General features: G+C 69.7%; 23 protein-coding genes. 3 read left to right on the top strand and 20 right to left on the bottom strand.

Features of this window, described 5'->3' with window-relative positions; genetic code table 11:
• Positions 1-215 precede the first annotated feature (215 nt).
• Positions 216-1,235: an aldo/keto reductase gene (locus ACFSL4_RS13065; RefSeq protein ID WP_381081887.1), complete on the bottom strand. Its 1,020-nt coding sequence runs from the start codon at positions 1,233-1,235 to the stop codon at positions 216-218.
• A 186-nt stretch (positions 1,236-1,421) separates the two neighbouring features.
• Here ACFSL4_RS13065 and ACFSL4_RS13060 point away from each other — a divergent pair, with 186 nt between their 5' ends.
• Positions 1,422-1,988, top strand: a complete 567-nt coding sequence (locus tag ACFSL4_RS13060) for a TetR/AcrR family transcriptional regulator (RefSeq protein ID WP_381082149.1) — start codon at positions 1,422-1,424, stop codon at positions 1,986-1,988.
• 102 nt (positions 1,989-2,090) lie between these two features.
• Here ACFSL4_RS13060 and ACFSL4_RS13055 read toward each other — a convergent pair whose 3' ends face one another.
• From ACFSL4_RS13055 to ACFSL4_RS13040, 4 genes are all read right to left on the bottom strand, one after another.
• Entirely contained in the window at positions 2,091-2,777 is a 687-nt protein-coding gene (locus ACFSL4_RS13055) for an SDR family NAD(P)-dependent oxidoreductase (protein ID WP_381081884.1), read from the bottom strand.
• Between the two features lie 153 nt (positions 2,778-2,930).
• The gene (locus tag ACFSL4_RS13050; RefSeq protein WP_381081882.1) at positions 2,931-3,389 is read right to left on the bottom strand and encodes a thioredoxin family protein; all 459 of its coding nucleotides are present in this window, start codon (positions 3,387-3,389) and stop codon (positions 2,931-2,933) included.
• A gap of 138 nt (positions 3,390-3,527) precedes the next feature.
• The gene (locus tag ACFSL4_RS13045) at positions 3,528-4,490 is read right to left on the bottom strand and encodes an ACP S-malonyltransferase (RefSeq protein WP_381081879.1); all 963 of its coding nucleotides are present in this window, start codon (positions 4,488-4,490) and stop codon (positions 3,528-3,530) included.
• Complete coding sequence (locus ACFSL4_RS13040) at positions 4,477-5,292, bottom strand: SDR family oxidoreductase (RefSeq protein ID WP_381081876.1); 816 nt, start codon at positions 5,290-5,292, stop codon at positions 4,477-4,479. The genes ACFSL4_RS13045 and ACFSL4_RS13040 overlap by 14 nt, the downstream gene beginning before the upstream one ends.
• A 202-nt stretch (positions 5,293-5,494) precedes the next feature.
• Between ACFSL4_RS13040 and ACFSL4_RS13035 the strand changes: the two genes are divergently transcribed.
• Entirely contained in the window at positions 5,495-5,740 is a 246-nt protein-coding gene (locus ACFSL4_RS13035) for a hypothetical protein (protein WP_381081874.1), read from the top strand.
• Positions 5,737-6,858, top strand: coding sequence for an Mrp/NBP35 family ATP-binding protein (locus ACFSL4_RS13030; RefSeq protein WP_381081872.1), 1,122 nt, complete (start codon positions 5,737-5,739; stop codon positions 6,856-6,858). Before ACFSL4_RS13035 ends, ACFSL4_RS13030 begins: the two co-directional genes overlap by 4 nt.
• Positions 6,859-7,463: 605 nt before the next feature.
• Here ACFSL4_RS13030 and ACFSL4_RS13025 read toward each other — a convergent pair.
• From ACFSL4_RS13025 to ACFSL4_RS12955, 15 genes are all read right to left on the bottom strand, one after another.
• Entirely contained in the window at positions 7,464-8,108 is a 645-nt protein-coding gene (locus tag ACFSL4_RS13025) for a Rieske (2Fe-2S) protein (RefSeq protein ID WP_381081870.1), read from the bottom strand.
• 76 nt (positions 8,109-8,184) lie between these two features.
• Positions 8,185-8,694: a DsrE/DsrF/DrsH-like family protein gene (locus tag ACFSL4_RS13020; protein ID WP_381081868.1), complete on the bottom strand. Its 510-nt coding sequence runs from the start codon at positions 8,692-8,694 to the stop codon at positions 8,185-8,187.
• Positions 8,695-8,789: 95 nt separating this feature from the next.
• On the bottom strand, positions 8,790-8,927 hold the full coding sequence (locus ACFSL4_RS13015) for a hypothetical protein (protein ID WP_381081866.1): 138 nt from the start codon (positions 8,925-8,927) through the stop codon (positions 8,790-8,792).
• A 28-nt stretch (positions 8,928-8,955) separates the two neighbouring features.
• Positions 8,956-9,411 (bottom strand): biotin/lipoyl attachment domain-containing protein, encoded by a 456-nt coding sequence (locus tag ACFSL4_RS13010; RefSeq protein ID WP_381081864.1) that lies wholly within the window; start codon positions 9,409-9,411, stop codon positions 8,956-8,958.
• A 6-nt stretch (positions 9,412-9,417) separates the two neighbouring features.
• Entirely contained in the window at positions 9,418-9,858 is a 441-nt protein-coding gene (gcvH, locus tag ACFSL4_RS13005) for a glycine cleavage system protein GcvH (RefSeq protein WP_381081861.1), read from the bottom strand.
• A gap of 282 nt (positions 9,859-10,140) precedes the next feature.
• A complete protein-coding gene (locus ACFSL4_RS13000; RefSeq protein WP_381081858.1) occupies positions 10,141-10,572 on the bottom strand; it encodes a hypothetical protein in 432 nt (143 codons plus the stop codon).
• A gap of 5 nt (positions 10,573-10,577) precedes the next feature.
• On the bottom strand, positions 10,578-12,797 hold the full coding sequence (locus ACFSL4_RS12995; RefSeq protein ID WP_381081855.1) for a (Fe-S)-binding protein: 2,220 nt from the start codon (positions 12,795-12,797) through the stop codon (positions 10,578-10,580).
• Entirely contained in the window at positions 12,794-13,756 is a 963-nt protein-coding gene (locus tag ACFSL4_RS12990; RefSeq protein ID WP_381081852.1) for an electron transfer flavoprotein subunit alpha/FixB family protein, read from the bottom strand. Before ACFSL4_RS12990 ends, ACFSL4_RS12995 begins: the two co-directional genes overlap by 4 nt.
• An 8-nt stretch (positions 13,757-13,764) precedes the next feature.
• Complete coding sequence (locus ACFSL4_RS12985) at positions 13,765-14,514, bottom strand: electron transfer flavoprotein subunit beta/FixA family protein (protein ID WP_381081850.1); 750 nt, start codon at positions 14,512-14,514, stop codon at positions 13,765-13,767.
• A 32-nt stretch (positions 14,515-14,546) separates the two neighbouring features.
• Positions 14,547-15,554 (bottom strand): radical SAM protein, encoded by a 1,008-nt coding sequence (locus tag ACFSL4_RS12980; protein ID WP_381081848.1) that lies wholly within the window; start codon positions 15,552-15,554, stop codon positions 14,547-14,549.
• A gap of 95 nt (positions 15,555-15,649) precedes the next feature.
• Positions 15,650-16,762 (bottom strand): lipoate--protein ligase family protein, encoded by a 1,113-nt coding sequence (locus tag ACFSL4_RS12975; RefSeq protein WP_381081845.1) that lies wholly within the window; start codon positions 16,760-16,762, stop codon positions 15,650-15,652.
• Complete coding sequence (locus tag ACFSL4_RS12970; protein WP_381081842.1) at positions 16,762-17,748, bottom strand: radical SAM protein; 987 nt, start codon at positions 17,746-17,748, stop codon at positions 16,762-16,764. The genes ACFSL4_RS12975 and ACFSL4_RS12970 overlap by 1 nt, the downstream gene beginning before the upstream one ends.
• Entirely contained in the window at positions 17,745-18,230 is a 486-nt protein-coding gene (locus ACFSL4_RS12965) for a glycine cleavage system protein H (RefSeq protein WP_381081840.1), read from the bottom strand. The genes ACFSL4_RS12970 and ACFSL4_RS12965 overlap by 4 nt, the downstream gene beginning before the upstream one ends.
• Positions 18,227-19,252, bottom strand: a complete 1,026-nt coding sequence (locus ACFSL4_RS12960) for a lipoate--protein ligase family protein (protein WP_381081838.1) — start codon at positions 19,250-19,252, stop codon at positions 18,227-18,229. The genes ACFSL4_RS12965 and ACFSL4_RS12960 overlap by 4 nt, the downstream gene beginning before the upstream one ends.
• Positions 19,233-20,549 carry a (Fe-S)-binding protein gene (locus tag ACFSL4_RS12955; protein ID WP_381081835.1) on the bottom strand — a complete coding sequence of 439 codons (1,317 nt, stop codon included), beginning with the start codon at positions 20,547-20,549 and terminating at the stop codon, positions 19,233-19,235. The genes ACFSL4_RS12960 and ACFSL4_RS12955 overlap by 20 nt, the downstream gene beginning before the upstream one ends.
• Position 20,550 lies beyond the last annotated feature (1 nt).

Below are 20,550 nucleotides of genomic sequence, written 5' to 3'. Positions count from 1 at the left end.
AGTCCTTGGTCCTTTCCGTTCCTTCACCGGCGCGCCGAACCGGACGTGGTGCCGGGGCTCACACGGAACATGTCTGCGGCAGGGTGCGGAAGTTGGTGCGATACCTCCGTCCCGGGGCCGCCGAGCGAGCCGGAGAGCGGCTTCTGGCCTGCGTCTGCGGGATTCCCGCGGGCCCGGGAGCCGCGGGAGAGGGTGTGGAGCCGCCCCTCGGACGATCAGCGGCGTCGCAGTGACGGGTCGAGCAGCGCGGGCGGGGTGTCGTACTTCTCGTGCGCGGCCAGATCGGTGCCGGGAGCGACGATCGCGTCGATCGCGTCGAGCACGTCGGCGGAGAGCACGGTGTCAGCGGCGGCGAGGTACGAGCGCAGATGCTCCAGCGTGCGAGGGCCGATGAGCGCGGTGGTCACGGCGGGGTGCGCGGTCACGAATCCGAGCGCGAGCTGGATCAGGGTCAGACCGGCCTCCTCGGCGACCTCGGCCAACTGCTCGACGGCGTCGAGCCTGGCCCGGTTGGAGGGGATGGCGGTGTCGAAGCGTTGCGGCATGAACGTCGAGCGGCTGGTGGTGATGTCCCGGCCCTCACGGACCGCGCCCGACAGCCACCCGGAGGCCAGCGGGCTCCACACCAGCACACCGAGTCCGTACTGCTCGGTCACCGGCAGCACGTGGGACTCGATTCCGCGCTGCAGGATCGAGTAGCTGGGCTGTTCGGTGACGTAGCGGCTCAAGTGGTTTTCCCGGGCGGCCCATTGGGCCTGCACGATGCGGTGCGCGGGGAACGTCGAGGAGCCGAAGCAGCGGATCTTTCCTGCGCGTTGCAGGTCGGTCAAAGCCGACAGCGTCTCCTCGTCGCTGGTGGTGGGGTCCCACCGGTGGATCTGGTAGAGGTCGACGTGGTCGACACCGAGCCGGCGCAGGCTGGCGTCCAGTTCGGTGACCAGCCAACGGCGCGAGCTGCCCTGGTGGTTGCGCTCGTCACTCATGGGCATGCCCGCCTTCGTGGCCAGCACGATGTCGTCGCGGCGGCCGGCGATCGCCTTGCCGACCATCTCTTCCGACTCGCCGCCGCTGTACATGTCGGCGGTGTCGATGAGATTGATCCCGGCCTCGAGAGCTGCGTCGACGAGGGCGGTGGCCTCGTCCTGAGTGGTGCGCCCGATCGCGCCGAAGTTCATCGCGCCGAGCGCGAGCGTGCTGACCTGCACACCAGTGCGGCCCAAGGTGCGGTACTGCATGACCGTGTTCCTCCATTGCGGGTGAAGGCGGGTGGAGCGTGGCGGCGATACATGGCTCGTCGGCCCTCTGCTCTGGCATCATGAGCAAACGGAACCGCGTCCCGTTTGACGATACGGAACCACGTCCCGTTTAGCAAACCCGGCGGTGGAAGGATCGGTGCGGTGAAGGACAACGGCGAGAGTGCGATGCGTGCGGCACGGCCCAGGCGGGCGGACGCCCGGCGCAACGAGAAGACCCTGCTGGACGCGGCCGCCGCGATCTTCGTCACGTCAGGCGTCGAAGCGCCCGTGCGCGACATCGCGGCCGAGGCCGGCGTCGGGACGGCTACGATCTACCGCCACTTCCCGACACGAGCGGATCTGATCATCGCCGTCTACCGGCACCAGGTGGAGGCATGCGCCGAGGCCGGCCCCGCCCTGCTGGCGAGCAGCGCCACTCCGTACGCCGCACTGCGGCAATGGATCAACCTCTTCGTCGACTTCCTGGTCACCAAGCACGGGCTCGCCGCCGTGCTGCAGTCCGACAGCGCCGGCTTCGGCAATCTGCACGCCTACTTCCTCGATCGGCTCCTGCCCGTGTGCACCCAACTGCTGGACGCCGCAGCGGATTCCGGTGAGATTCGATCCGGCCTGGACGCCTACGCGCTCCTGCGCGGCGTCGGAAACCTGTGTATCGGCGCGGACAGCGATCCCCGCTACGACGCACGTCGGCTGGTCGAGCTCCTCATCGCAGGGCTCCGTCGACCGCGCTGACTCGGCCGGCCCGCGCCGGAGCACCGGCGCTTCAGGGCACCGGCACGCGGTTCGGCGTCGCACGACCGGGCGTCGCCGCGCCGGATGCGGATGGTTCCGGCGTCAGACAGCCCCCCGGCCGCGGACCGCCGTGGAGCGCAGGAGGAGCAGGGCGGTGTCGTCTGTGCGTTCGTTCGACGGCTGGGCTCGCGCGATGAGCCGGTCGGCGAGTGCGTCGAGGGGTCCCGCACGGACGAGGCCGGGCGAGACCGAGTTGACCCGCACCTTCGGGGCCAGCTCACCCGCGAGCTGCTGGGCGAGGTGCAGCAGCGCGGCCTTGCTGGTCCCGTACGCCCCCACGTTCGGACCCACGTGCGCGGCGCCCTCGGTGCAGATGTTGACCACAGCGCCACCGTGCTCACGCATCCAGGCGCGCCAGGCGCACTGCACGAGCCGCAGCGGCGCCTCCACATTGACGGTGAACGCTTCGCGCCAGCGGTCGGGCGCGGCGTCCATGAGCGGCCCGTAGGGCTGATTGGCCGCGGCGTTGTTGACGACGATGTCGATCCGTCCGAGAGCGCTCAGGCCGAGCTCGGTGAGCTCCCGCAGATGAGCCGGGTCGGCGACACTGCCCGCGAGCCCGACGCCACCGAGTTCCCCGGCGACGCGCCGTACCGCGTCCGGGTCCCGGGCGCTCACACACACCCGTGCACCGGCCCCCGCCAGCGCCTCGGCGACCGCCCGTCCGATGCCGCGCGAGGCACCCGTGACGATGGCGGCCCTGCCCTCCAGTCCGTACCGCGACGTCATCCGCACACCGTCTCATGACGGACCGTCAGGCAACAGCCGCGGGACACCGCCGGATCGGCGGCGGGGGCAGGGGCGGCCGGGCCGTTCAGGGGGAGACCGCGGCCGCAGCGGCCGGCATCCTCGCCCCCGGCGGCGCGGGGACCGGAGCCGGCGTCATCCACCGCGCCGGTGCGGACCTCGGCATGGCCGGCGGGCGCGCCGCTTCGCCCCGGGGATCTTCTCCCCCGACGGCGCACGGTGCTGCGCGGGGGACGGTCCGCGAGCCGTCATCCGGCGGCGGAGGTCGTCCATGTCCACAGCGTTGACCTTGTCCAGGAGGCTTTCCAGGACGCGCTCGGGCAGCGTGCCGGGTTGCGTGTAGAGCACGATACGATCCCGGACGATCATCAGGTTCGGCACCGAGGCGACCCCGAGGGCATCGGCCAGCCTGGACTGCTCGGTGACGTCCACCGCGGCGAACACCATGTCGTCATGGCGGTCGGAGACCCGCTCGAAGAGGGATGCGAAGACGGCACAGGGCCGGCAGTGCTGGGACGAGAAGCCGATCACCATCGTGTCAGCACTCGAACCGACCTCGGCGAAGTTGTCGTACGTCAACTCTATGGTCGTCACCCCGACCTCCCCTTCACGAGGTGCCTCTGCCGGCCGTGCGGGCTGCCCCGGGGCCGTGAGCAGCACCGCACGGACACTTTCAAATACCCCAGGGGGTATTTGAAAAGGGAATCTAGACCACTGGTCGCCCCCCGACAACTACCCGTCGCGAGTTCCCCGCGGGGCGGGACCGTCGACGAACTCGACCGCACCGCCGCGGCGGGCGAGCGAGCGCAGGACCCGGCCCGGGCCCGCCTCCCACAGCTGCTCGACACCCAGCCCTCGTACCGCTTCCAGGGTGTCCGACCAGAGCACCGGCCGCACCAGGGCCGACTCCAGCAGGGCGCGGAACGCCTCCGGATCACGGTGGGGGCGGGAGTCGATACAGGAGACGACGGTGACCCGGCTCGGGCGGATGCCGAGCGACCGCAGCTCGCGCCGCCAGTGAGGCAGGGCACCGGCCATGAGCGAGGAGTGGAACCCACCGCCGATCGGAAGCAGCACCCCCCGGGCGGACGAGGTCTCCAGGCGCGCGGCAACCGATGCCACGGCGGCCGGTTCCCCGGAGAGCACGATCTGCCGGCTGCCGTTGACCCCCGCGATCTCCAGCACGCCGTGCCCTTCGGCCGACACCTGCCGGCGCAACCGGTCTGCGGCCGCGAGGTCGAGCCCGATGACGGCGATCATCGCGCCGGGCCGGCGGAGTTGCTCGGTGTGGCAGATCCGCCCCCGGGCGAGGGCGAGCCGCAGGCCGTCCTCCGGGCGGACAGCGCGGGCGTAGACGAGGGCCGTGATCTCCCCGAGGCTGTGCCCCACGACGACCGGCACGTCGGCGGCCGGACCGAACCGGCTGTACGCCTCGACCAGACCGGCGACGTACGTCGCCGCGGTCGACACTCTGATGTCCGTCAGGTCGAGCTCATCGGCCGCAGACGAGCCCAGCTCGGCCAGCAGCATGCCGACCAGGGGGTGGTCCCGGTGGGCGTGCAGGACGGCCCTGATGGCGTCGGCCCGCACTCCCTGACCGGCGAAGGCGATGCCGGGCGAGCGCCGGCCCGCGTGTATCGCCGGCGGCTCACCGTCGATCACCGAGACGGCGCCTCCCTCTTCACGCGTGTTCATGGACCGCTCCGTTCACTGCGGCGGGAGCCACGGCTCCGGCGAAGGGCGCGGCCATGAGCGACAGGCCACCGTCGGCGACGATCACCTGGCCGGTGATCCAACTGGCCGCGGGCGAGGCGAGGAACACGACGACCCCGGCCAATTCCCGCTCCGTGCCGAACCTTCCGAGAGGTGTCGCGGCGCGCATCGTCTCCCAGGCGGATGCCCGCGGGGCGTACTGCCGGACGGCATCGCCGTCGAGCGGGCCGGCGGACGCGGCATTGACGCGGACGCCCCGCGGCGCGTACTCCACGGCCAGGTAGCGGGTGAGGGCTTCGACCGCGGCCTTCGACGTCCCCACGGCCGCGTACCCGGGAGGCGCCGTGCCGGCCCCGAGCGAGGACAGGTTGACGATCGCCCCGCCTTCGGGCATCAGGGCCGCTCCCTGCTGCGAACACCACAGGGTGCCGCGCAGATTGGTGTCCAGCGCGCGTGTCCAGTCCTTGTCGGTGAGGTCGCCCAGCATCCCGAACGCACCGGAGGCGGCGTTGTTGACCAGAATGTCCAGGCGGCCGTGGCGGGCGGCGACCGTCTCGAACATCCGGCCGACCTGGTCCTGCCGGGCCACGCTGCACCGGAGCAACTCGGCGGACAGTCCCCGGTCGGCCAGTTCCCTCAGCGCCTGCTGCGCCGCGGCTCCGGCCCGCAGGTAGTTGATGACCACATGGGCACCGCGTTCGGCGAGTTGATCGACCACCGCGCGACCGACCCCGTGCGCTCCCCCCGTCACCAGGGCGATCCGGCCGGCCAAGTCCTCTCCCATGACCCCTCCACAACCGACGGGTGCTGCGTCGCGGCGGACGACAAGGGACGGCTCGTCACATGCCTTGCTGCCACCTGTCCACGATGCTAGCGTCTGCGCATATAAGCATATGCGCGTAGACGCATTTAGATAGTGCCCGCGACCACGCGAATACGCGTCCGTCGCCGGTCACGCCGCAACCGCCTCCGAGGAAAGAGGTCAGATGTTGTCGACCACCCCGCAGGAAGTGGCACTCGAAGTGGGCGGCGTCTCGTTCACTTTGCTTCTGTTTCCCAGTACGAGCGGACTGCGCGGCCAGGTGTGGCACGGCGATGAACGGATCGCCGGGCTGCGCCTGTTCCACAGCTCCGACGCCGACCGGCTCGCCGAACTCGCGAGCCGCAACAGCGCCGTGCTCCGCGCGGCCGCACGGCTGTCCGGCACCGCCTCGGGCGGTGGGTCGCGGTGACCGACCACGACGACGTCCTTGAGGCACTGCGCGGTGTCGACGACCCGGAACTGCACCGATCCGTCGTCGACCTGGGCATGGTGCGCGAGATCGTCATCGAGGGCACGGAGGTGACCGTGCGTCTTGCGCTCACGATCGCCGGATGCCCCCTGCGGGAGTATTTCGAGCGCGTGGTGCCGCAGAAGGTGCGTGCGGCCTGTCCCGAAGTGACCGCGGTCCACGTGGACCTGACCGCCATGACCGAGGAGGAGCGCTCGCGCGTCATCGGCGACGTCCGGGTGAAGGTGCCGCGCGTGGGCGACGCCGAGTCCCGTACCCGCATCATCGCGGTGGGCAGCGGCAAGGGCGGTGTCGGCAAGTCGACCGTCGCCGTCAACCTCGCCGCCTCCCTCGCCGCGCTCGGGCACCGGGTCGGCCTGCTGGACGCCGACATCTGGGGTTTCTCCGTACCGCAGATGCTCGACGCCACCGGGCGGCCCACGGTGGTCGGCGACCTCATCATGCCGCTGGAGTCCCATGGGCTCTCCGTCCTGTCCATGGGCAACTTCGTGCCCGAGGACGGCCCGGTGGTGTGGCGGGGGCCCATGCTGCACAAGGCCCTGGAGCAGCTGCTCGGCGACGTGCATTGGGACGACCGTGACTACCTGGTGATCGACATGCCGCCGGGGACGGGGGATGTGTCCATCTCGCTGGCGCAGTTCCTTCCCCGCGCCGACTTCCTCCTGGTCACCAGCCCGCACGAAACCGCCGAGCGGGTCGCGCTGCGCGCCGGGCGGATGATGACCAAGACGGGGATGAATCTCGTGGGCGTCGTGGAGAACATGGCGGGCTTCGTCTGCGACGGCTGCGGCCAGGAGCACGAGTTCTTCGGCAAGGGCGGCGGCGAGCGGCTGGCCGAACTGCTCGGCACACCGCTGATCGGCCGTATTCCGCTCGACCCGGCGGTGAGCGCGGCCGGAGGCGACGGAGCACCGGCGGTCATCGCTCACCCGGACTCCACGACCACCAAGAGGTTCACCGAGCTGGCGCACACCGTCGTCGCGCGGTCACCACGCATCCGGCGGGCCCTGCCGTTGCTCACCATGGGGACCGAAGCCCGCGGGTGCGGCTGCGGATAGCACCGGCGGTTCCGGCCGGAAGAGGCCTGCCGGCGCGCCTCGTCGGACACGGAACGGCCGGCGGCGGCGAAGTCCCGCCGTACGCCGGCCGTCGACGCCGTGCCGGGAGCCGCGCCGGGCTCCGACCGGCCGCGCCTCGCGGCGGGAGCGCGAGCGGATCACGACACGCGTCCGCACCGTCCGTCACGAACTCCGGGACGGGTGCGTCGCCGCACACCGAGATGTGAACCAGCGTCACGCGGCCGGTCGCGCACGCCCTGCGGCGCGACCGGCCGCGGAGGAGCACCGGTTCGGGCCATGTCAGGCATCGGCCCTCGGGGCCGGTGGTGTTCCACCACGACCGGTGACCCATCGAAACCGCGCGGTTCCCCGTCCGCAAAGGCGGCCCCGTGAATGTCCCGCTGCGGCGGGTCGGACACCCGACCCGGCACAGCCGCCGTCTGCGCCCCGCGGAGTCCTGCGCCTCGGTCCCCCGCACCGTACGCACGGCACGGGTCTTGCGCATCACCGCGCGACCGGGCGCGGTCGTGCGGTCACCGCACACCGGGGGCCGGCTGCCGTGGAGCGGACAGCCGGCCCCGGGACCCGACGCGGCCGGTCACCGGTCAACGCAGCACCAGGAAGACCTGTCCTCCTTCCTGGACGAGGGTGAACCTGTCGATGCCGGTGTCGGACGGCCCGCGCACCCGCTCGCCGGTGCAGAGGTCGAACTGACTGCCGTGGCCGGGGCATGTCACCACCGTGCCCTCCACCTCCCCCTGGGACAGGGCCGCACCCGCGTGCGGGCAGCGGTCCGCCACGGCGTACAGCCGACCGCCCAGCCGGTACACGGCGAGCGGCCCGACCGGTGAGTCGCCGGTCCGGAAGACCAGGCCGAGACGCCCGGCGGCGTCGGCCGCCTCGAACAGCACGAACCGTCGCGAGCCCCGCCCTTCGGCGTCCTGCTCGGCCAACCGCGCCGCCAGGCGCAGGGGAAGCGCGCCGCGGTTGACCACGAGGTCGCATCCGGCGCGCTGCGCCTCGACCCACCGGCCGGGATCGGGTACCGCCGAGAAGCCGGCGATCAGTGAATCCGGCCAGCGGCCACGCCAGCCGCGTACGGTCTCCACGGCGTCGGGCTCGTCGATGTCGAGAACGGCCACCGCCGGCTGCCCTTCCACGGGTTCCGTCCGGGACATGGACAGGTTCCGCTCGTCCGCGATCCGGCCGAGCCGGGACGCCAGAGCGGTGTTACCCGTGGCGAGCACCATGGTGGGGACCAGAGCTCTGCTTTCGGATACCAAGGCCGCGACCTCTTCCGTACGGTGGAGCCGTTCGACGGCGGTGTCAGATGAAGAGCTGGATGTCCGCCTTGGCGGCCATGTCGATGAAGCTGGCGGCTCCCAGCGACGGCTGCAGGCCGTCGATGAAGTCCGACGACTTCAGACCGTACAGATCCATGGTCATCTGGCAGGGGTGCATCCGGACGCCGATGGCCATGGCCATCTCCATCAGCTCCGTCGGGCTGGCCACCTTGTAGTCCTTCGCCAGCTTTTTGATCATCTTGGTGCCGGCGCCGCCGAAGTGGATCTTCCCCAGCTTGAGGTGGTCCGTGCCACCCCGGTCCACCAGGGACTCGCCCTTCTGCATCCAGTTGGTACCGGTGATCCGTCTGTCGTTGCGCTGCAGGACCCGCAGGCCCCAGAAGGTGAAGAAGATGTCCACCTCGACATCGGAGGCGGCCGCCGTGGTGGCCAGAATCAGGGTCGGCCACACCCGGTCCAGGTCGCTGCTCCAACAGACCATGGCAAGCCTCTTCGGCTGCTCCTCCGTGCCAGGCACCATGTCCTCGGCCATTTCACACCTTCCAGGTTCTCTGTGGTGGACAAGCTGATCCGCGGAACCACCCGCACGTGCGGGGTTCCCTGACAAACACTCCGGGGTGGTGAGGTTCAGGCATGCTCCACCAGCCAGACCACCCCTTGCGCCATGCGGAACGCGAGGTATCCGACGAAGACGACGGCGAGGAAGATCCAGAACCTCGATACACGGGCCCGGCGGTCTCCCGGTCCTTCCGGAACGGCGCCCATCGGCGTCTCCCTTCTTCTGCGGCTCCGCTCAATCCGCGCAGCGGTAGCACCGGATGTCGTGTTCGGCGATGAACGCCTTGTACTGCTCGAACGCGGTGCGGCCGTCGACAAGACGAGACCGCTCGTCCTCCATGTGCGACGGCCGCAGCCGCGCCATCCAGCCGGCGCCGTACGGGTCCCTGTTGGCCACCGCGATGTCCTCCTCGAACGCCGCTTCGTTGATCGCCAGCAGTTCCCCGGTCAGCGGCGTCGGGAAGGGGCCGACCCACTTGGCGCTCTCGATGACCGCGAGCGGCCGGCCCCGGGTGAAGGTCCTTCCCACGCGCCGCCAGGTGATCTGGACCATCCGGCCGCCCATCGTCTGCGCCACATCGGTCATGCCGAGGACGACCTCGTCGCCCTCGGCCCGTACCCAGACGTTCATCCCCACGTCGTACAGGAGGTCGTCCGGCACCGCGCATCCGTACCAGACCTGGTCGGTCATCGCCCGTCAGCCTCCGTCGCAGACGATTCCCTCGGCATCGAGAAAGCTCTGGTACGCCTCCAGGCCCGCCGCTCCCGTGACCAGGTCGGCCGAGTCCGCCTCCCAGTCGGCGGCGCGGATCTTCGCGACCCAGCCCGCCTGGTAGGGATCGCTGTTGATCAGGCTGGGCGAGCTCACCAGTGCCTGATTGACCTCGACGATCTCTCCGGACACCGGTGCCGGCACCGGGCCGACCCATTTGCCGCTCTCCACCGTCGCGACGTTGCGCCCCTTCCTGACGGTCTTCCCGGCGCCCTTCAGCGTCACCGAGATGATCGTCTTGGCGAGGTTCTGCGCCACGTCGGTCATTCCGACGACGACCAGGCCGTCCTCCTGACGGGCCCACACATGCCGCTCGACGAGGTAGTACAGATCGTCGGGGAGGTTACATTTCTTGACCAGTGCCACCGCTCGGGCTCCTGTTTTCTGTGACTTCGTGTTCTGCCATCAGGTGATGGACGAGCATGTCGAGTGCGACCATGCGGATTTCGCGATCGAATTCCTCGAGAAACGACGGATCGCGTTTCCCTTTCCGGAGACTGTGCTCGTACCGGTCTCCGCACACCGGGCACGTCACCTCGTAGAAGTGGTTGCCCCGCCGTTGCGTGGTCTGGACGGCATCGCGGTGCCGGTCACCGAGATGCGCGTGCAGACCACGGACGGTGCCGTCGAACTCACACCACGGGCACTTCATGCCTTCACCGCTGTCGCCGCCGCGTCCGCGATCCCCTCGACCAGTTCGAGGACCCCCTCGCCGGCCGCGGTGATCGCCACGCGGTCTCCGTCAAGTTCTCTGCCGGCCAGGCCCGCCTGCAGCAGATCGTTCACCTTCTCCCAGGCGACGATCCGCGGACAGGCGAGCACCGCGCCGAGTTCCACGGTCGTCGCTTCTCCCTCGCGCAGCCGGACGAGCACCTTCCAGCCCTCCGGATCGCAGGCCACGCGCAGGGCTCGCCGCACCAGGGCCGCGGCCGCGGCCGACACGTCGTCCTCCGGGAGCCGGCCGTCCGCGGGCTCGGCGGTCTCCCAGGACCGGAACACGAAACCGTCGTAGCGGCGCAGCGTGACGGCCAGTGCCTGCAGCCGCCTGCCGATGTCGGCCCCGATCATCTCCGGACTCACGGGCCTCACACCCCGGCGACTTCGGGTACGCCCGGCGACGCCGGCTTCCGCTGCGCCTCCTTGACCAGTTGGATGATGTCGAGCACCGTCATCGCGTCCTCGTTGCCGGTGGTCTTCACCGCGTCCGAGAACATGGTCATGTCCTTCGGACAGGAGACGATGAACTTGTCGACCCCGACCCGCACGGCCTCACGGATCCGGTTCTCACTCGGCCGTTCGTCCAGCATGGAGTCGTCCATCCAGATGCGACCGCCGCCGGCGCCGCAGCAGAAGGTGTCCGCACGGTTGCGGGGCATCTCGACGAGTTCGCAGCCGAGCGCCTTCAGCAGCCGCCGCGGCGCGTCCACGACACCGTTGTAGCGGGCCAGGTAGCACGGGTCGTGGTACGTCACCCGGTAGCCGAGCGGCTCCACCCTGATGGCACCGGACTCGACCAGGTCGGCCAGCAGCTCCGTGTAATGCCACACCGTGTACGTCGCACCGCGCTCGGGGTACTCGTTGCGCAGGGTGTTGAGCGAGTGCGGGTCCGTGGTGAAGATCTCCTGGAACTGCGCCGCTTCCAGCGACGCGATGTTCTGGTCGGCGAGCATCTCGAAGAGACCTTCCTCGCCCACGCGCCGCACGTCGTTGCCCGCGTTGCGCTCACCCTCGTAGAGCAGCCCGAAGTCGACGTCCGCGTCGTGGAGTATCGACGCCAGCGCCTGCGAGTTGCCCTGCAGCCGGTCGTCGAAGCTCGCGAAGTCGCCTACGAACCACAGGTACTTCACGGGCTCCTTGCGCGCATCCTTGATCTTGAAGTCGAGGCCCTTGGTCCACCGCGACCGCATCCGCGCCGACTTGCCGAACGAGTTGCCCTGCTTCGACAGGTTCTGCAGGGTCTGCTGCAGGGTGGCGTCCATCGTGCCTTCGTCGACCAGCCCGCGACGCAGCTGGACGATGGTCGGCACATGCTCGATGCCCACGGGGCAGACCTCGACGCAGTGCATGCACGTCGTGCAGGACCACAGCGTCTGGGCCTTGACGACATCGCCGGCGAGGGCGGTGTCCGCACCGGTGGCCAGCGGGCCGGTGGCATCCGCACGGGTCTCCCGGTCGAGCAGCGTGATGCCGGACGACTGGGTGTCCGCCCACTGCCGCAGGTCCAGGATCAGGTCCCTGGGCGAGAGCGGGGCGCCCGCGGTACGGGCCGGGCACACCTCGTGGCAGCGGCCGCACTTGGTGCACGCGTCGAGGTCGAGGAGTTCCTTCCAGGTGAAGTCGGAGATCTCCTTGTACCCGACGTGCTCCGCGTCCTCGGGGGGCGCGGGCAGCCGTCTGGCCGTGGACCGGTCGTGCACCAGCAGGTTCACACCGTCCACGATCATGTGCATGGCCTTGGAGAAGGGGATGTACACCACGAACCCCAGGGCCATCAGCGAGTGCACCCACCAGTCGGCCATGTGCGCCGTCTCGGCCGTGGAGGACGACATGCCCGCCGCTTCGAACCCCCGGGCGAGCAGCCAGCCCAGCGGCGACCACACCTCGAAGGCGGGGAAGTGGCCGGCCAGGATCCGGAACGCCTCCAGCAGGTAGCCGGTGACCAGGATCCCCCCGAACAGGTAGATGAACGCCCAGTCCCCCGCGACGATCCTGGCCCGGGAATAGCCGCCTTCCGGCTTCTCCGCACGGGTGTAGTCCAGCTTGGCGGGCCGTCTGACGCCGCGGCGCAGCGCCATGTACGCCAGGCCCAGTACCGCGGTGAACCCCATCGTGTCGAGAACGACCGAGTACACCAGGTAGAAGGCGCCCTTGAAGAAGCTGACCTCGTGCCCCAGGAACAGCGTCCCGGCCTTCCGGACGATGTCGAAGTCGATCGTCAGGATGACCGTTCCGATGAACAGGGTGATGAAGCCCCAGAAGATGAAGAAGTGCGCGATGCCCGCTGCCCGGTCCCTGCGGAACACCGAGGAGTTGGTGGCGACCGCACCGACCGACCAGTTGTCCTCCCGTTGCCCGACACCCTTCGCGGGCCTGCTGACCAGGGACTGCCACAGGACGGCCTTTCTGCCTGCCGCCCGGCCGCGGCGGTACTTGCGCACCCGCCGCCAGAAACCCCAGAAGAACACGCCCATGGTGACGAAGGCCAGGACGTAGAACGCTATCTCGCCCACGGCGGAGAAGCCCTGGAAGACCTCCCGGGTCTCCTCCGCCGCCGTGACGGGCATGTCCGATGACGCCACGGTCACCCCTGAACCCTTTCGGCCAGTGCGGGAACCAGGTCGAACAGGTCCTCGGTGGTGCCGAAGTGCGCGACGTCGAAGATCGGCGCGTTCTCGTCCGTGTTGCACGCGATGATCAGTTCGGCGTTGCGCATGCCCTCGAGGTGCTCGGGTGCGCCGGAGATCCCGAACGCGAGGTACGCCTTCGGCTTGACCTTGAGGCCGGACTTGCCGACCTGACGGGTCTTGGGCAGCCAGCCGGAGTCGATGACCGGCCGCGAGGCCGACAGCGGGGCACCCAACGCGTCGGCGAGTTCCTGCACCAGCTCCAGGTTCTCCTGCGACTCGATGCCGCGCCCGGCCGACACCAGGACGTCGGCCGCCGTGATGTTGACGTCGCCGCCCTGCGGTTCGACGACCTGCCGCAGGGTCGTGACCAGGCCGCCGAACTCGTCGGGGGCCGGGACCCGTAGGACCTCGTGGGCGCCGGCCACCTGGCCCGCCGCGGACGGGAAGCTGCCGCCCACGACGGTGCAGATGCCGCGCTCGCCGGTGATCTCGACCTCGGCGAGCACCTTGCCGCCCAGGATCTGGGAGGTGGCGACGACCGCGTCCCCCTCGGCCTTGAGGTCGGTGACATAGGCGGCCAGCGGGGCCTCCCACAGGACGGACAGCGCCGCACCCAGGTCCAGGCCGATCGTGGCGTTGGACAGCAGCAGCAGGCGCGGTGAGCGCTCCCGCAGCACATGCCGCAGTGCGGCCTCGTACGCCTCGGGCACGTACTCCGCCAGCGCGGGGTGATCGATGGAGACGACGGCGTCGGCGCCTTCGAGCTGTGAGCTCAGGTCGGCGGGCCCGAACACGGCCACTTCCGCCGTGCCGCCCCAGCCGGCCGCGAGTTCCTTGGCCTTGCCCACAAGCTCGTGGGTGATCTCGGAGATCTGCCCGCCGGCGTGCTCGGCGAGCACAAGAACGTTGCCACTCATGCTTTTCCTCATCCCTTGATCAGGCCGCGCTCGCGCAGCAGCTCGACGATCTTGTCCGCGATCTCGTCGGTGCTGCCGGTGAGCATCTCGGCGTGGCTGGTCTGCTCGGGCCGGTACATGCGTCGCACCGACAGACCCGAGCCCGCGGTCTCCTCCGGGACGGAGACCTCCCGCAGCTCGCCGGCCTGCATGGCCTGACGGATCCGGGTGATCGGGGCGTAGCGCGGTGTCTCGCGGGAGGCCTGGAGGCCGATGACCGCGGGTACCGGCAGCTCCAGCTCGTGCGACCGGCCGCCGGCGAACTCCTGGCGCACCACGAGCCTGCCGTCCTGCGCCTCGACGCCGATCACCACCGAGATGTGGCGCTGGCCCAGGCGCGCGGCGAGCATCGGAGCGAGCTGTCCGTCCAGGTCGTCGGGCGCCTGCACACCGGTGATGACGAGGTCGGCCGGCTCCTCGGCGAGGTAGGCGGCGAACGCGGCGGCGCGGGCGTGGGTGTCGGGGCCTCCGCCGTTCAGCTTGACCGCACCGTTTGCGCCCTTGGCGATGGCGGTGTAGAGGGCCTGGTCGATGTCGGGGTCCTCGCCGAGGCCGACGGCGACGACCTCGGCGTCACCGGTGGCGTCCTTGATCAGCAGCGCCTCCTCCAGCGCCTGGTCGTCCCACTCGTTCAGTACGAACTTGAGGTATTCACGGTCGATGTCGGTCTCGTCGGGAGTCAGCTCGATCTCCTCGACGAGGTCCGGTACTGCCTTCATCGCAACGACGATGCGCATGAGTACATGTCTCCCTAGCTCAGGACTTCGTCGAGACGCATCTGCTGACGGATCTCGACCAGATCGTCCGCGGTCGGAACAAACGGGTAGTCGCGGAAAGGCTCTGCGGGACGGTAGGAGCCGTAGGGCCTGGTACACCCGGGCTCGCCGTTCTCTCCGGGACATCCGTTGGTGACGAAGGGGATCCCGGTGTCGACGATCGCGTCCACCGTGGCCCGGTCGGCGTCGATGGAGAGCAGGTTTCCCTCGTCGTCGAAGCGGAAGCCGTCCAGGCCGTAGCCCTCGGTCTCGATGAGGTGCTTGGCCAGCTGGACGCGCCGCCACCGCTGGATCGGCGACTTGGGGTGTTCGGCCATCCGGGAGTCCGGCTCGGGGTTGAAGCAGAACAGGTAGGAGAAGATCTCCTGCTCCCGCAACTGCACGAAGAGCCGGACCAGATCCTCGTCCGCCTCGCCGAGCCCGACGAGGGTGTGCACGTTGACCTTCCACGGACCGAAGATCTCGCGGGAGTCGGTGATGACCTCCCAGTACTTCTCCCACTTCAGCCCACCGGCCGGGACGTCGGTGCGCAGACTGCGGAAGAGTTCTTCCGTCACCGCGTCCAGTCCGATGCCGATCATGTCGACGCCCAGTTCCTTGAAGCGCTCCAGGCGCTCGCGGTTGAGGGTGGGCGGCGCGGCCAGGATCGACAGGGGAGCCCGCACGGCCTTCACGATGCGCTCGGTGATGTCGCAGGTGTCACGGTAGGCGTGACCGTGCGTCACCATCGAGATGCACAGTCTCGTCATGCTGCTTTCGAACTCGGCCATCCGCTCGACGAGTTCGTCGGTGCGCACCAGCGGCCACTCGACCCGGATGAACGACTTGTCGTCGTAGGCACCCGGGCGCGTGCGCGCGAGGCCGCAGTAACCGCAGTCCGACTGGCAGCCGTCGCTGTAGTTGAGCAGCAGGTTGATTCCGCCGAAGTCGAAATCGCGGCTGAACCGCCCGGAGCGGAACCGCAGTGCGATCGCGCTCGCCATCGAGATGCGAACCCATTCCGGGCTGGTTTTCCGTTGCGTCGCCTCCGTCGGCGACGGGAGAAGGGGAAGCTGTCGGCCCATCTCGTCTGTGCCTCTCAACTCTGCTCGGGGAAGTAACACGAGCCCGCGGACCGCACGGGCGCGGCGGTGGCCAGTCGTGCCGCCCGCTGTCCGGCGGTCAGGACGGCGGTGGTGATCTGCTCCGCACCGACCTGCAGCGCCTGGTCGGCGCCCGCGGCCGATACGACCTTGGTGACGGTGTCCCTGCTCAGCCGCTGCCAGCGCAGGTCGGACTCCAGCTGCACCACGGCCGACGGCAGTTCGGCGAAGTCGCCGACGATGACGGCGCTCTTCACCAGGTCTCCGTGTGTGGACAGGTACAGCCGCATCAGTCCGGCCGGCGTCTTCAGCACGGCGGTGCCGCTGCCGTCCGGGACGACGCTCCGCTCGCCGAGCCAGGACTGCGCCCGGTAGCGTTCCTCGGCGAGCACCGCGGCCCGGGCCAGTTCGCCCTGCTCGGGCACGCTCGGCTCGAACTCGGCTCCGAACGTCCGGGAGAAGCCGTACCGGATGGAGTCACGCAGCGCGGCGCCGTCGTAGGACCTGCCGGTCTCCCGGGTCACGGTGGTCACCCGTTGCCGTACGGCACTCGCGGCCTTGTCCGCCAGCTTGGCCGCGGGGATCCGCAGCACACGGAGCATGAAGTCGACGTCGAGGTCGGCGAGGATGCTCGCGTGGAAGAGCATGCCGCCCCGCTCGTCGACGTACAGGCCCAGGCCGGCGATCTTGCGCCCCTCCACCTCCAGGTCGTTCTTGCCCCGGAAGCCAGCGGTGATCCCGAGTTCGGCGAGCCCTGCCACGATGGCCGTCGAGCACTCCTCGATGATCTCCCGGGGGCGTTTGTCGGCGGGAGCGCGGTCGACCAGCGCCAGGCCCAGCTGACCGGCGCCCATGATGATCGCCCCGCCGCCGGTCGGCCGCCGGCTCACCTCGGTGCCGGTGCGGCTGCACGCCTCGAGATCGACCTCGGCCTCCAGGAGCTGGTAGCGGCCGATCAGCGCACACTGGCTGCGGTAGGTGTACAGCCGCAGGGTGGGCGGCCGGTACGGCGCACCGCGCGCATAGCCGTCCATCAGTGCCTCGTCGAGCGCCAGGCCGTCCGCGGCACGTGCGCCGTCGTCCGCGAGGAGGCGCCACCGGGCCGGCATCAGGCCACCTCGACCGTCTGGTAGGAGACGTCGTCGTCGCCGGTCCAGGTCAGTGAGCAGCAGTACTCGAAGAGCCGGGGCTCCAGCCCCCGTGAGCGGGCGTACTCGATCGCGCCGTCCGCCGGGTAGGCGATCCCGTTGAGGCCCAGGTCGACGGCCGCCTGATCGAGGTCCTTCTTGGCGTCGCCGAGCGGCCGTGCGCAGCCGAGGTTGATGGTGGTCGCGGGGGCCGCCAGCCGCGCGGTACGGAAGAAGTCCGTGACGTCGTCGACGGGCGGGGGCGGGATGTGCGCCATGGGCGTGCCCACCAGGGGCACCAGGACCACCAGAATGATCGTGGACACGGGGTACTTGGTGATGATCTCCAGTGCCCGGTGCTCGCCCAGGAACTTCCCGTAGTGCAGGCCCAGAACGATGTGCGGGATGATGCTCAGCCCGTTCTCGGAGAGCAGCGCCAGCGCACGGTCGAAGTCGGAGACCTTCAGATCCAGGTGGTAGACGTCCCGGATGGTCTCGTCGGCGCCGATGATGTCGAGCATCACCCCGTCGACGCCCGCTTTCGCCAACCCGGCGGCCAGTTCGGGGGAGACCACGCCCGAGTGGACGATGACCTTCATCCCGAGTTCCTCGCGGATCCGCGGGATGTGCCGCAGATGCGGCAGCAGCGGGACGCCGCCGCCGCGGGTGGACCCGCCGGAGACCAGCAGGCCCTCGCTGCCCTGCGACTTCAACCGCTTGGCCAGGGCGAAAAGGTCCTCGTCGGCCTTCACCGACACCATGCCCTCAAGGACCTTGGACTGGCAGTGGTCGCAGCTGAGCGCACAGGCCGACCCCGTCACCGACACCGGCAGGAACCGCTGCGGACTGGCCGGTGCCCACTCCGAGGTCTGCCACCGCTTCAGGCCGGGGGCGTAGAAGTCCATGACGTCGGGGAAGTTGGCCCGTCGTATGTCCAGGGCCGTCGTCGGCGCTGCCGGGAGACTCATCGGGCGATCACTCCCTTGAGGCGGTACTCGTCGGCCTTGGCCGCGAACCAGGCCGTGATGTCGTCCGGTGCCGACAGCAGGCCCGCGAGCTCGGCGTCCTCCTCGCCGAGCGACATCTCGATCAGCCAGCCCCGGCCGTACGGGTCCTGTTCGACCAGGCCGGGGTCCCCCAGTGCCTCGTCGTTGACCGTGAGCAGCGTGCCGGACAGCGGGCTGATCAGCGGGCCGACGAACTTCGCCGCCTCCAGCTGGCCGATCGGCCGGCCACGCACGATCTCGGCACCGGGCTCGATGAACGACAGCTGCGCCAGCGTGCCGTTCGTCTCCACCCCCAGGGCGTCGAAGCCGACCCGCACGGTCCCCGGCCCCGCCGGTTTCACCCACATATGGATGTCCCGGTCGTAGCTGCGGTCCAGTGCAAGCCAGAAGCCCTTCACCTCCACCAGGTCGCTGTGGTGGATGGACTCAACGTGTTCCGTCACAGGCTCTTCCCATCCGATGCCGCGAAGGCCGCGGCGAATTGGCGTCCAAGGTCCCCGTATGCGCCGAGCACGTCCGGCGCTTTCGCCAGCGGGACTCCGGCAAGTGCGTCCTCGGCCTCCCGCATCTCCCCGCCGGGGATGAGGGTGGACAGCCGAGCACGCTCCACCGAGTCGTCCACCACGCTCGCCATGACCAGGGCCTGTTCGTGCTGGGCCGCGAACACCCATACGCCGGCACGCACCTTGACCTCCCGGGTCCGCCGTCGCGGCCGGCGTGCCGGTCCCGCGATCCACTCGTCGCTTGTGAAGCGCTCATCGAGTTCGACCAGCGCCTCGCGTTCCACTCCGGTGAGGTCACCGGGCACCGGCTGGAGGCCGAGCGCGGTCGCATAGGCGTCGACCGCGGCTCGCCGGAACACCTCCGGGTCGGCGGGTGTGGCACTGACGTAGCGCCGCATCAGCCGCAGTACCTCCGAGCGCATTCCCTCGTCGGGAAGGCGCAGCACCCTGGCGGCACGCTCATGGTCGAACCCCTCGATGAGGTTGCCGCAGACCACCACCGCGTCCTCGATCTGGCCGGCGCCGTGTCCGCAGATCTTGCGGTCTTCGACGGCGATCTCCATGTTGCGGTCCAGCGATGCGTCCACCCCGGCGGCCCGGTAGGCGGCAACCGCCGGAGAGAGCATGTCGCGCAGGGCTCTGGCCCGTGACGGCGAGACATCGGCGGCGGGCAGGGCGATCTGGAAGAACAGCTGGTCGCTGTCCAGGTAGACCGGCCCGCCGCCGACCATCCGCCGGTAGACGGGCAGCCCCTGCGCCGTGCAGTACGCGAGGTCCACCTCCTCGATGCTGCGGTGGTATCCGAGGCACACGTACGGCTCGGCGGGCCGGACGAAGGACAGGGTGGGCGGCGCGCCCGCAGACACTCCGTAGGCGATGGCGTGCCAGAGCGTCTGCGAGCGCAGGGCCGAGGTCCGCCCGAAGTCGATCACTCTCAGAGAGCTATGAGGCAGCCGGTCCATGCCCCATCGCCTCGTCGATGATCTCGATGATGTCTCGGACCTTCAGGTGGTCGTTGCCGGTCGACTTCGCGGCGTCCTCGAACCGGGACACCTCGTAGGGGCAGCAGACGACCAGTGTGTCGGCACCGGTTGCGGCCGCCTCGCGGACCCGCCGCTCGGAAAGCCGTTCCGTGGTGTGGTCCCTGGTGAAGCCGTCCAGCCACATACCGCCACCGCCGCCGCCGCAGCAGTAGCCGTTCTCGCGGCAGCGGCCCATCTCGACGAGTTCGATGCCCGGGATGGCGTTGATCAGTGTGCGGGGCGCGTCGTACTCGCCGTTGTGCCGGCCGAGGTAGCACGGGTCGTGGAAGGTCACCGTGAGGTTCAGCTCGCGCTGCCACTCGATCCGGTCCACGAGCGGGGCCAGAAGCTGGGTGTAGTGCAGCACCTCGAAGGTGTGCCCCCGCTTCGGGTACTCCTTGACCAGTGCGTTGAAGCCGTGCGGATCGGGAGTGACGATCCGGTTGAACTCGTACTTGGACAGGGTTGCCGCGACGTCCTCGACGAGCGAGTCGAACAGTCCCTTCTCACCGGCGAGGCGCTGGGAGTCGCCGAGGGTCTTCTCCTCGTGGCCCAGGATCCCGAAGTCCACGCCGAGCGCGGTGGCCACGCGGGCGAACGCCCGGGCGGCCTCCTGCCCGCGGGGGTGGTAGCTCCAGTAGTCCTCGACGTAGAACAGCACGTCGACCGGGGAGGGGTCCTTGGGCAGGACCTTGACCGGCACACCGGCGTCCCGCGTCCACTGGGCACGCCTGCGCGGGTTCTCCCCGAGCGCGTTGCCGTAGCGGAACGTCTTCTGGAAGACGTCCTGCAGTTCCGAGGGCACATTGCCCTCGGCGAGCGCGCCCTCCCGCGCCTCCGGCATGATCTGGATCATGTCGACTTCCTTGGGGCACACCCTCAAGCAGTTCCCGCAGGTGGTGCAGAGCCACAGGTCGGGGTCCTCCAGCAGGTCCACACCGGTCTGGACCTTACGGTGGATCTTGCGCGGACCGTACTCGCCGACCAGGTCGACGGGGCAGACCGGCACGCACTTGTTGCACCCGTAGCACCACTCCAGCGACTCCGTGCCACCGCCGCCGGCCATGTCGCGCAGTCTGGCGAAACCGTCCGGACCGTAGTCGCTGAGCACCCGCGGTTCGAACATCCGGTTCCACATGGCCGGGAGTTCGACCTCGCGTCCGGAGATCGGTGAGGCGACGACCGCCGACTCCTTCTCGACAGCGGTCGGAGATACCTTGCGCCCTCCGATAGGCATG

This window comes from Streptomyces caeni, from assembly GCF_042678285.1.
Taxonomy (GTDB): Bacteria; Actinomycetota; Actinomycetes; order Streptomycetales; family Streptomycetaceae; genus Streptomyces; species Streptomyces caeni.
This window is presented reverse-complemented; position numbering and strand designations above follow the sequence as displayed.

Coding starts and splice junctions, on each gene's coding strand:
- ACFSL4_RS13065 (WP_381081887.1), bottom strand. CDS start 1,235: ATGCAGTACCGCACCTTGGGCCGCACTGGTGTGCAGGTCAGCACGCTC.
- ACFSL4_RS13020 (WP_381081868.1), bottom strand. CDS start 8,694: ATGGCCGAGGACATGGTGCCTGGCACGGAGGAGCAGCCGAAGAGGCTT.
- ACFSL4_RS13035 (WP_381081874.1), top strand. CDS start 5,495: ATGTTGTCGACCACCCCGCAGGAAGTGGCACTCGAAGTGGGCGGCGTC.
- ACFSL4_RS12985 (WP_381081850.1), bottom strand. CDS start 14,514: ATGAAGGCAGTACCGGACCTCGTCGAGGAGATCGAGCTGACTCCCGAC.
- ACFSL4_RS13045 (WP_381081879.1), bottom strand. CDS start 4,490: ATGAACACGCGTGAAGAGGGAGGCGCCGTCTCGGTGATCGACGGTGAG.
- ACFSL4_RS12970 (WP_381081842.1), bottom strand. CDS start 17,748: ATGAGTCTCCCGGCAGCGCCGACGACGGCCCTGGACATACGACGGGCC.
- ACFSL4_RS13010 (WP_381081864.1), bottom strand. CDS start 9,411: ATGACCGACCAGGTCTGGTACGGATGCGCGGTGCCGGACGACCTCCTG.
- ACFSL4_RS12960 (WP_381081838.1), bottom strand. CDS start 19,252: ATGGACCGGCTGCCTCATAGCTCTCTGAGAGTGATCGACTTCGGGCGG.
- ACFSL4_RS12980 (WP_381081848.1), bottom strand. CDS start 15,554: ATGGCGAGCGCGATCGCACTGCGGTTCCGCTCCGGGCGGTTCAGCCGC.
- ACFSL4_RS12955 (WP_381081835.1), bottom strand. CDS start 20,549: ATGCCTATCGGAGGGCGCAAGGTATCTCCGACCGCTGTCGAGAAGGAG.
- ACFSL4_RS13025 (WP_381081870.1), bottom strand. CDS start 8,108: ATGGTGCTCGCCACGGGTAACACCGCTCTGGCGTCCCGGCTCGGCCGG.
- ACFSL4_RS13015 (WP_381081866.1), bottom strand. CDS start 8,927: ATGGGCGCCGTTCCGGAAGGACCGGGAGACCGCCGGGCCCGTGTATCG.
- ACFSL4_RS12975 (WP_381081845.1), bottom strand. CDS start 16,762: ATGCCGGCCCGGTGGCGCCTCCTCGCGGACGACGGCGCACGTGCCGCG.
- ACFSL4_RS13060 (WP_381082149.1), top strand. CDS start 1,422: ATGCGTGCGGCACGGCCCAGGCGGGCGGACGCCCGGCGCAACGAGAAG.
- ACFSL4_RS13055 (WP_381081884.1), bottom strand. CDS start 2,777: ATGACGTCGCGGTACGGACTGGAGGGCAGGGCCGCCATCGTCACGGGT.
- ACFSL4_RS12990 (WP_381081852.1), bottom strand. CDS start 13,756: ATGAGTGGCAACGTTCTTGTGCTCGCCGAGCACGCCGGCGGGCAGATC.
- ACFSL4_RS13040 (WP_381081876.1), bottom strand. CDS start 5,292: ATGGGAGAGGACTTGGCCGGCCGGATCGCCCTGGTGACGGGGGGAGCG.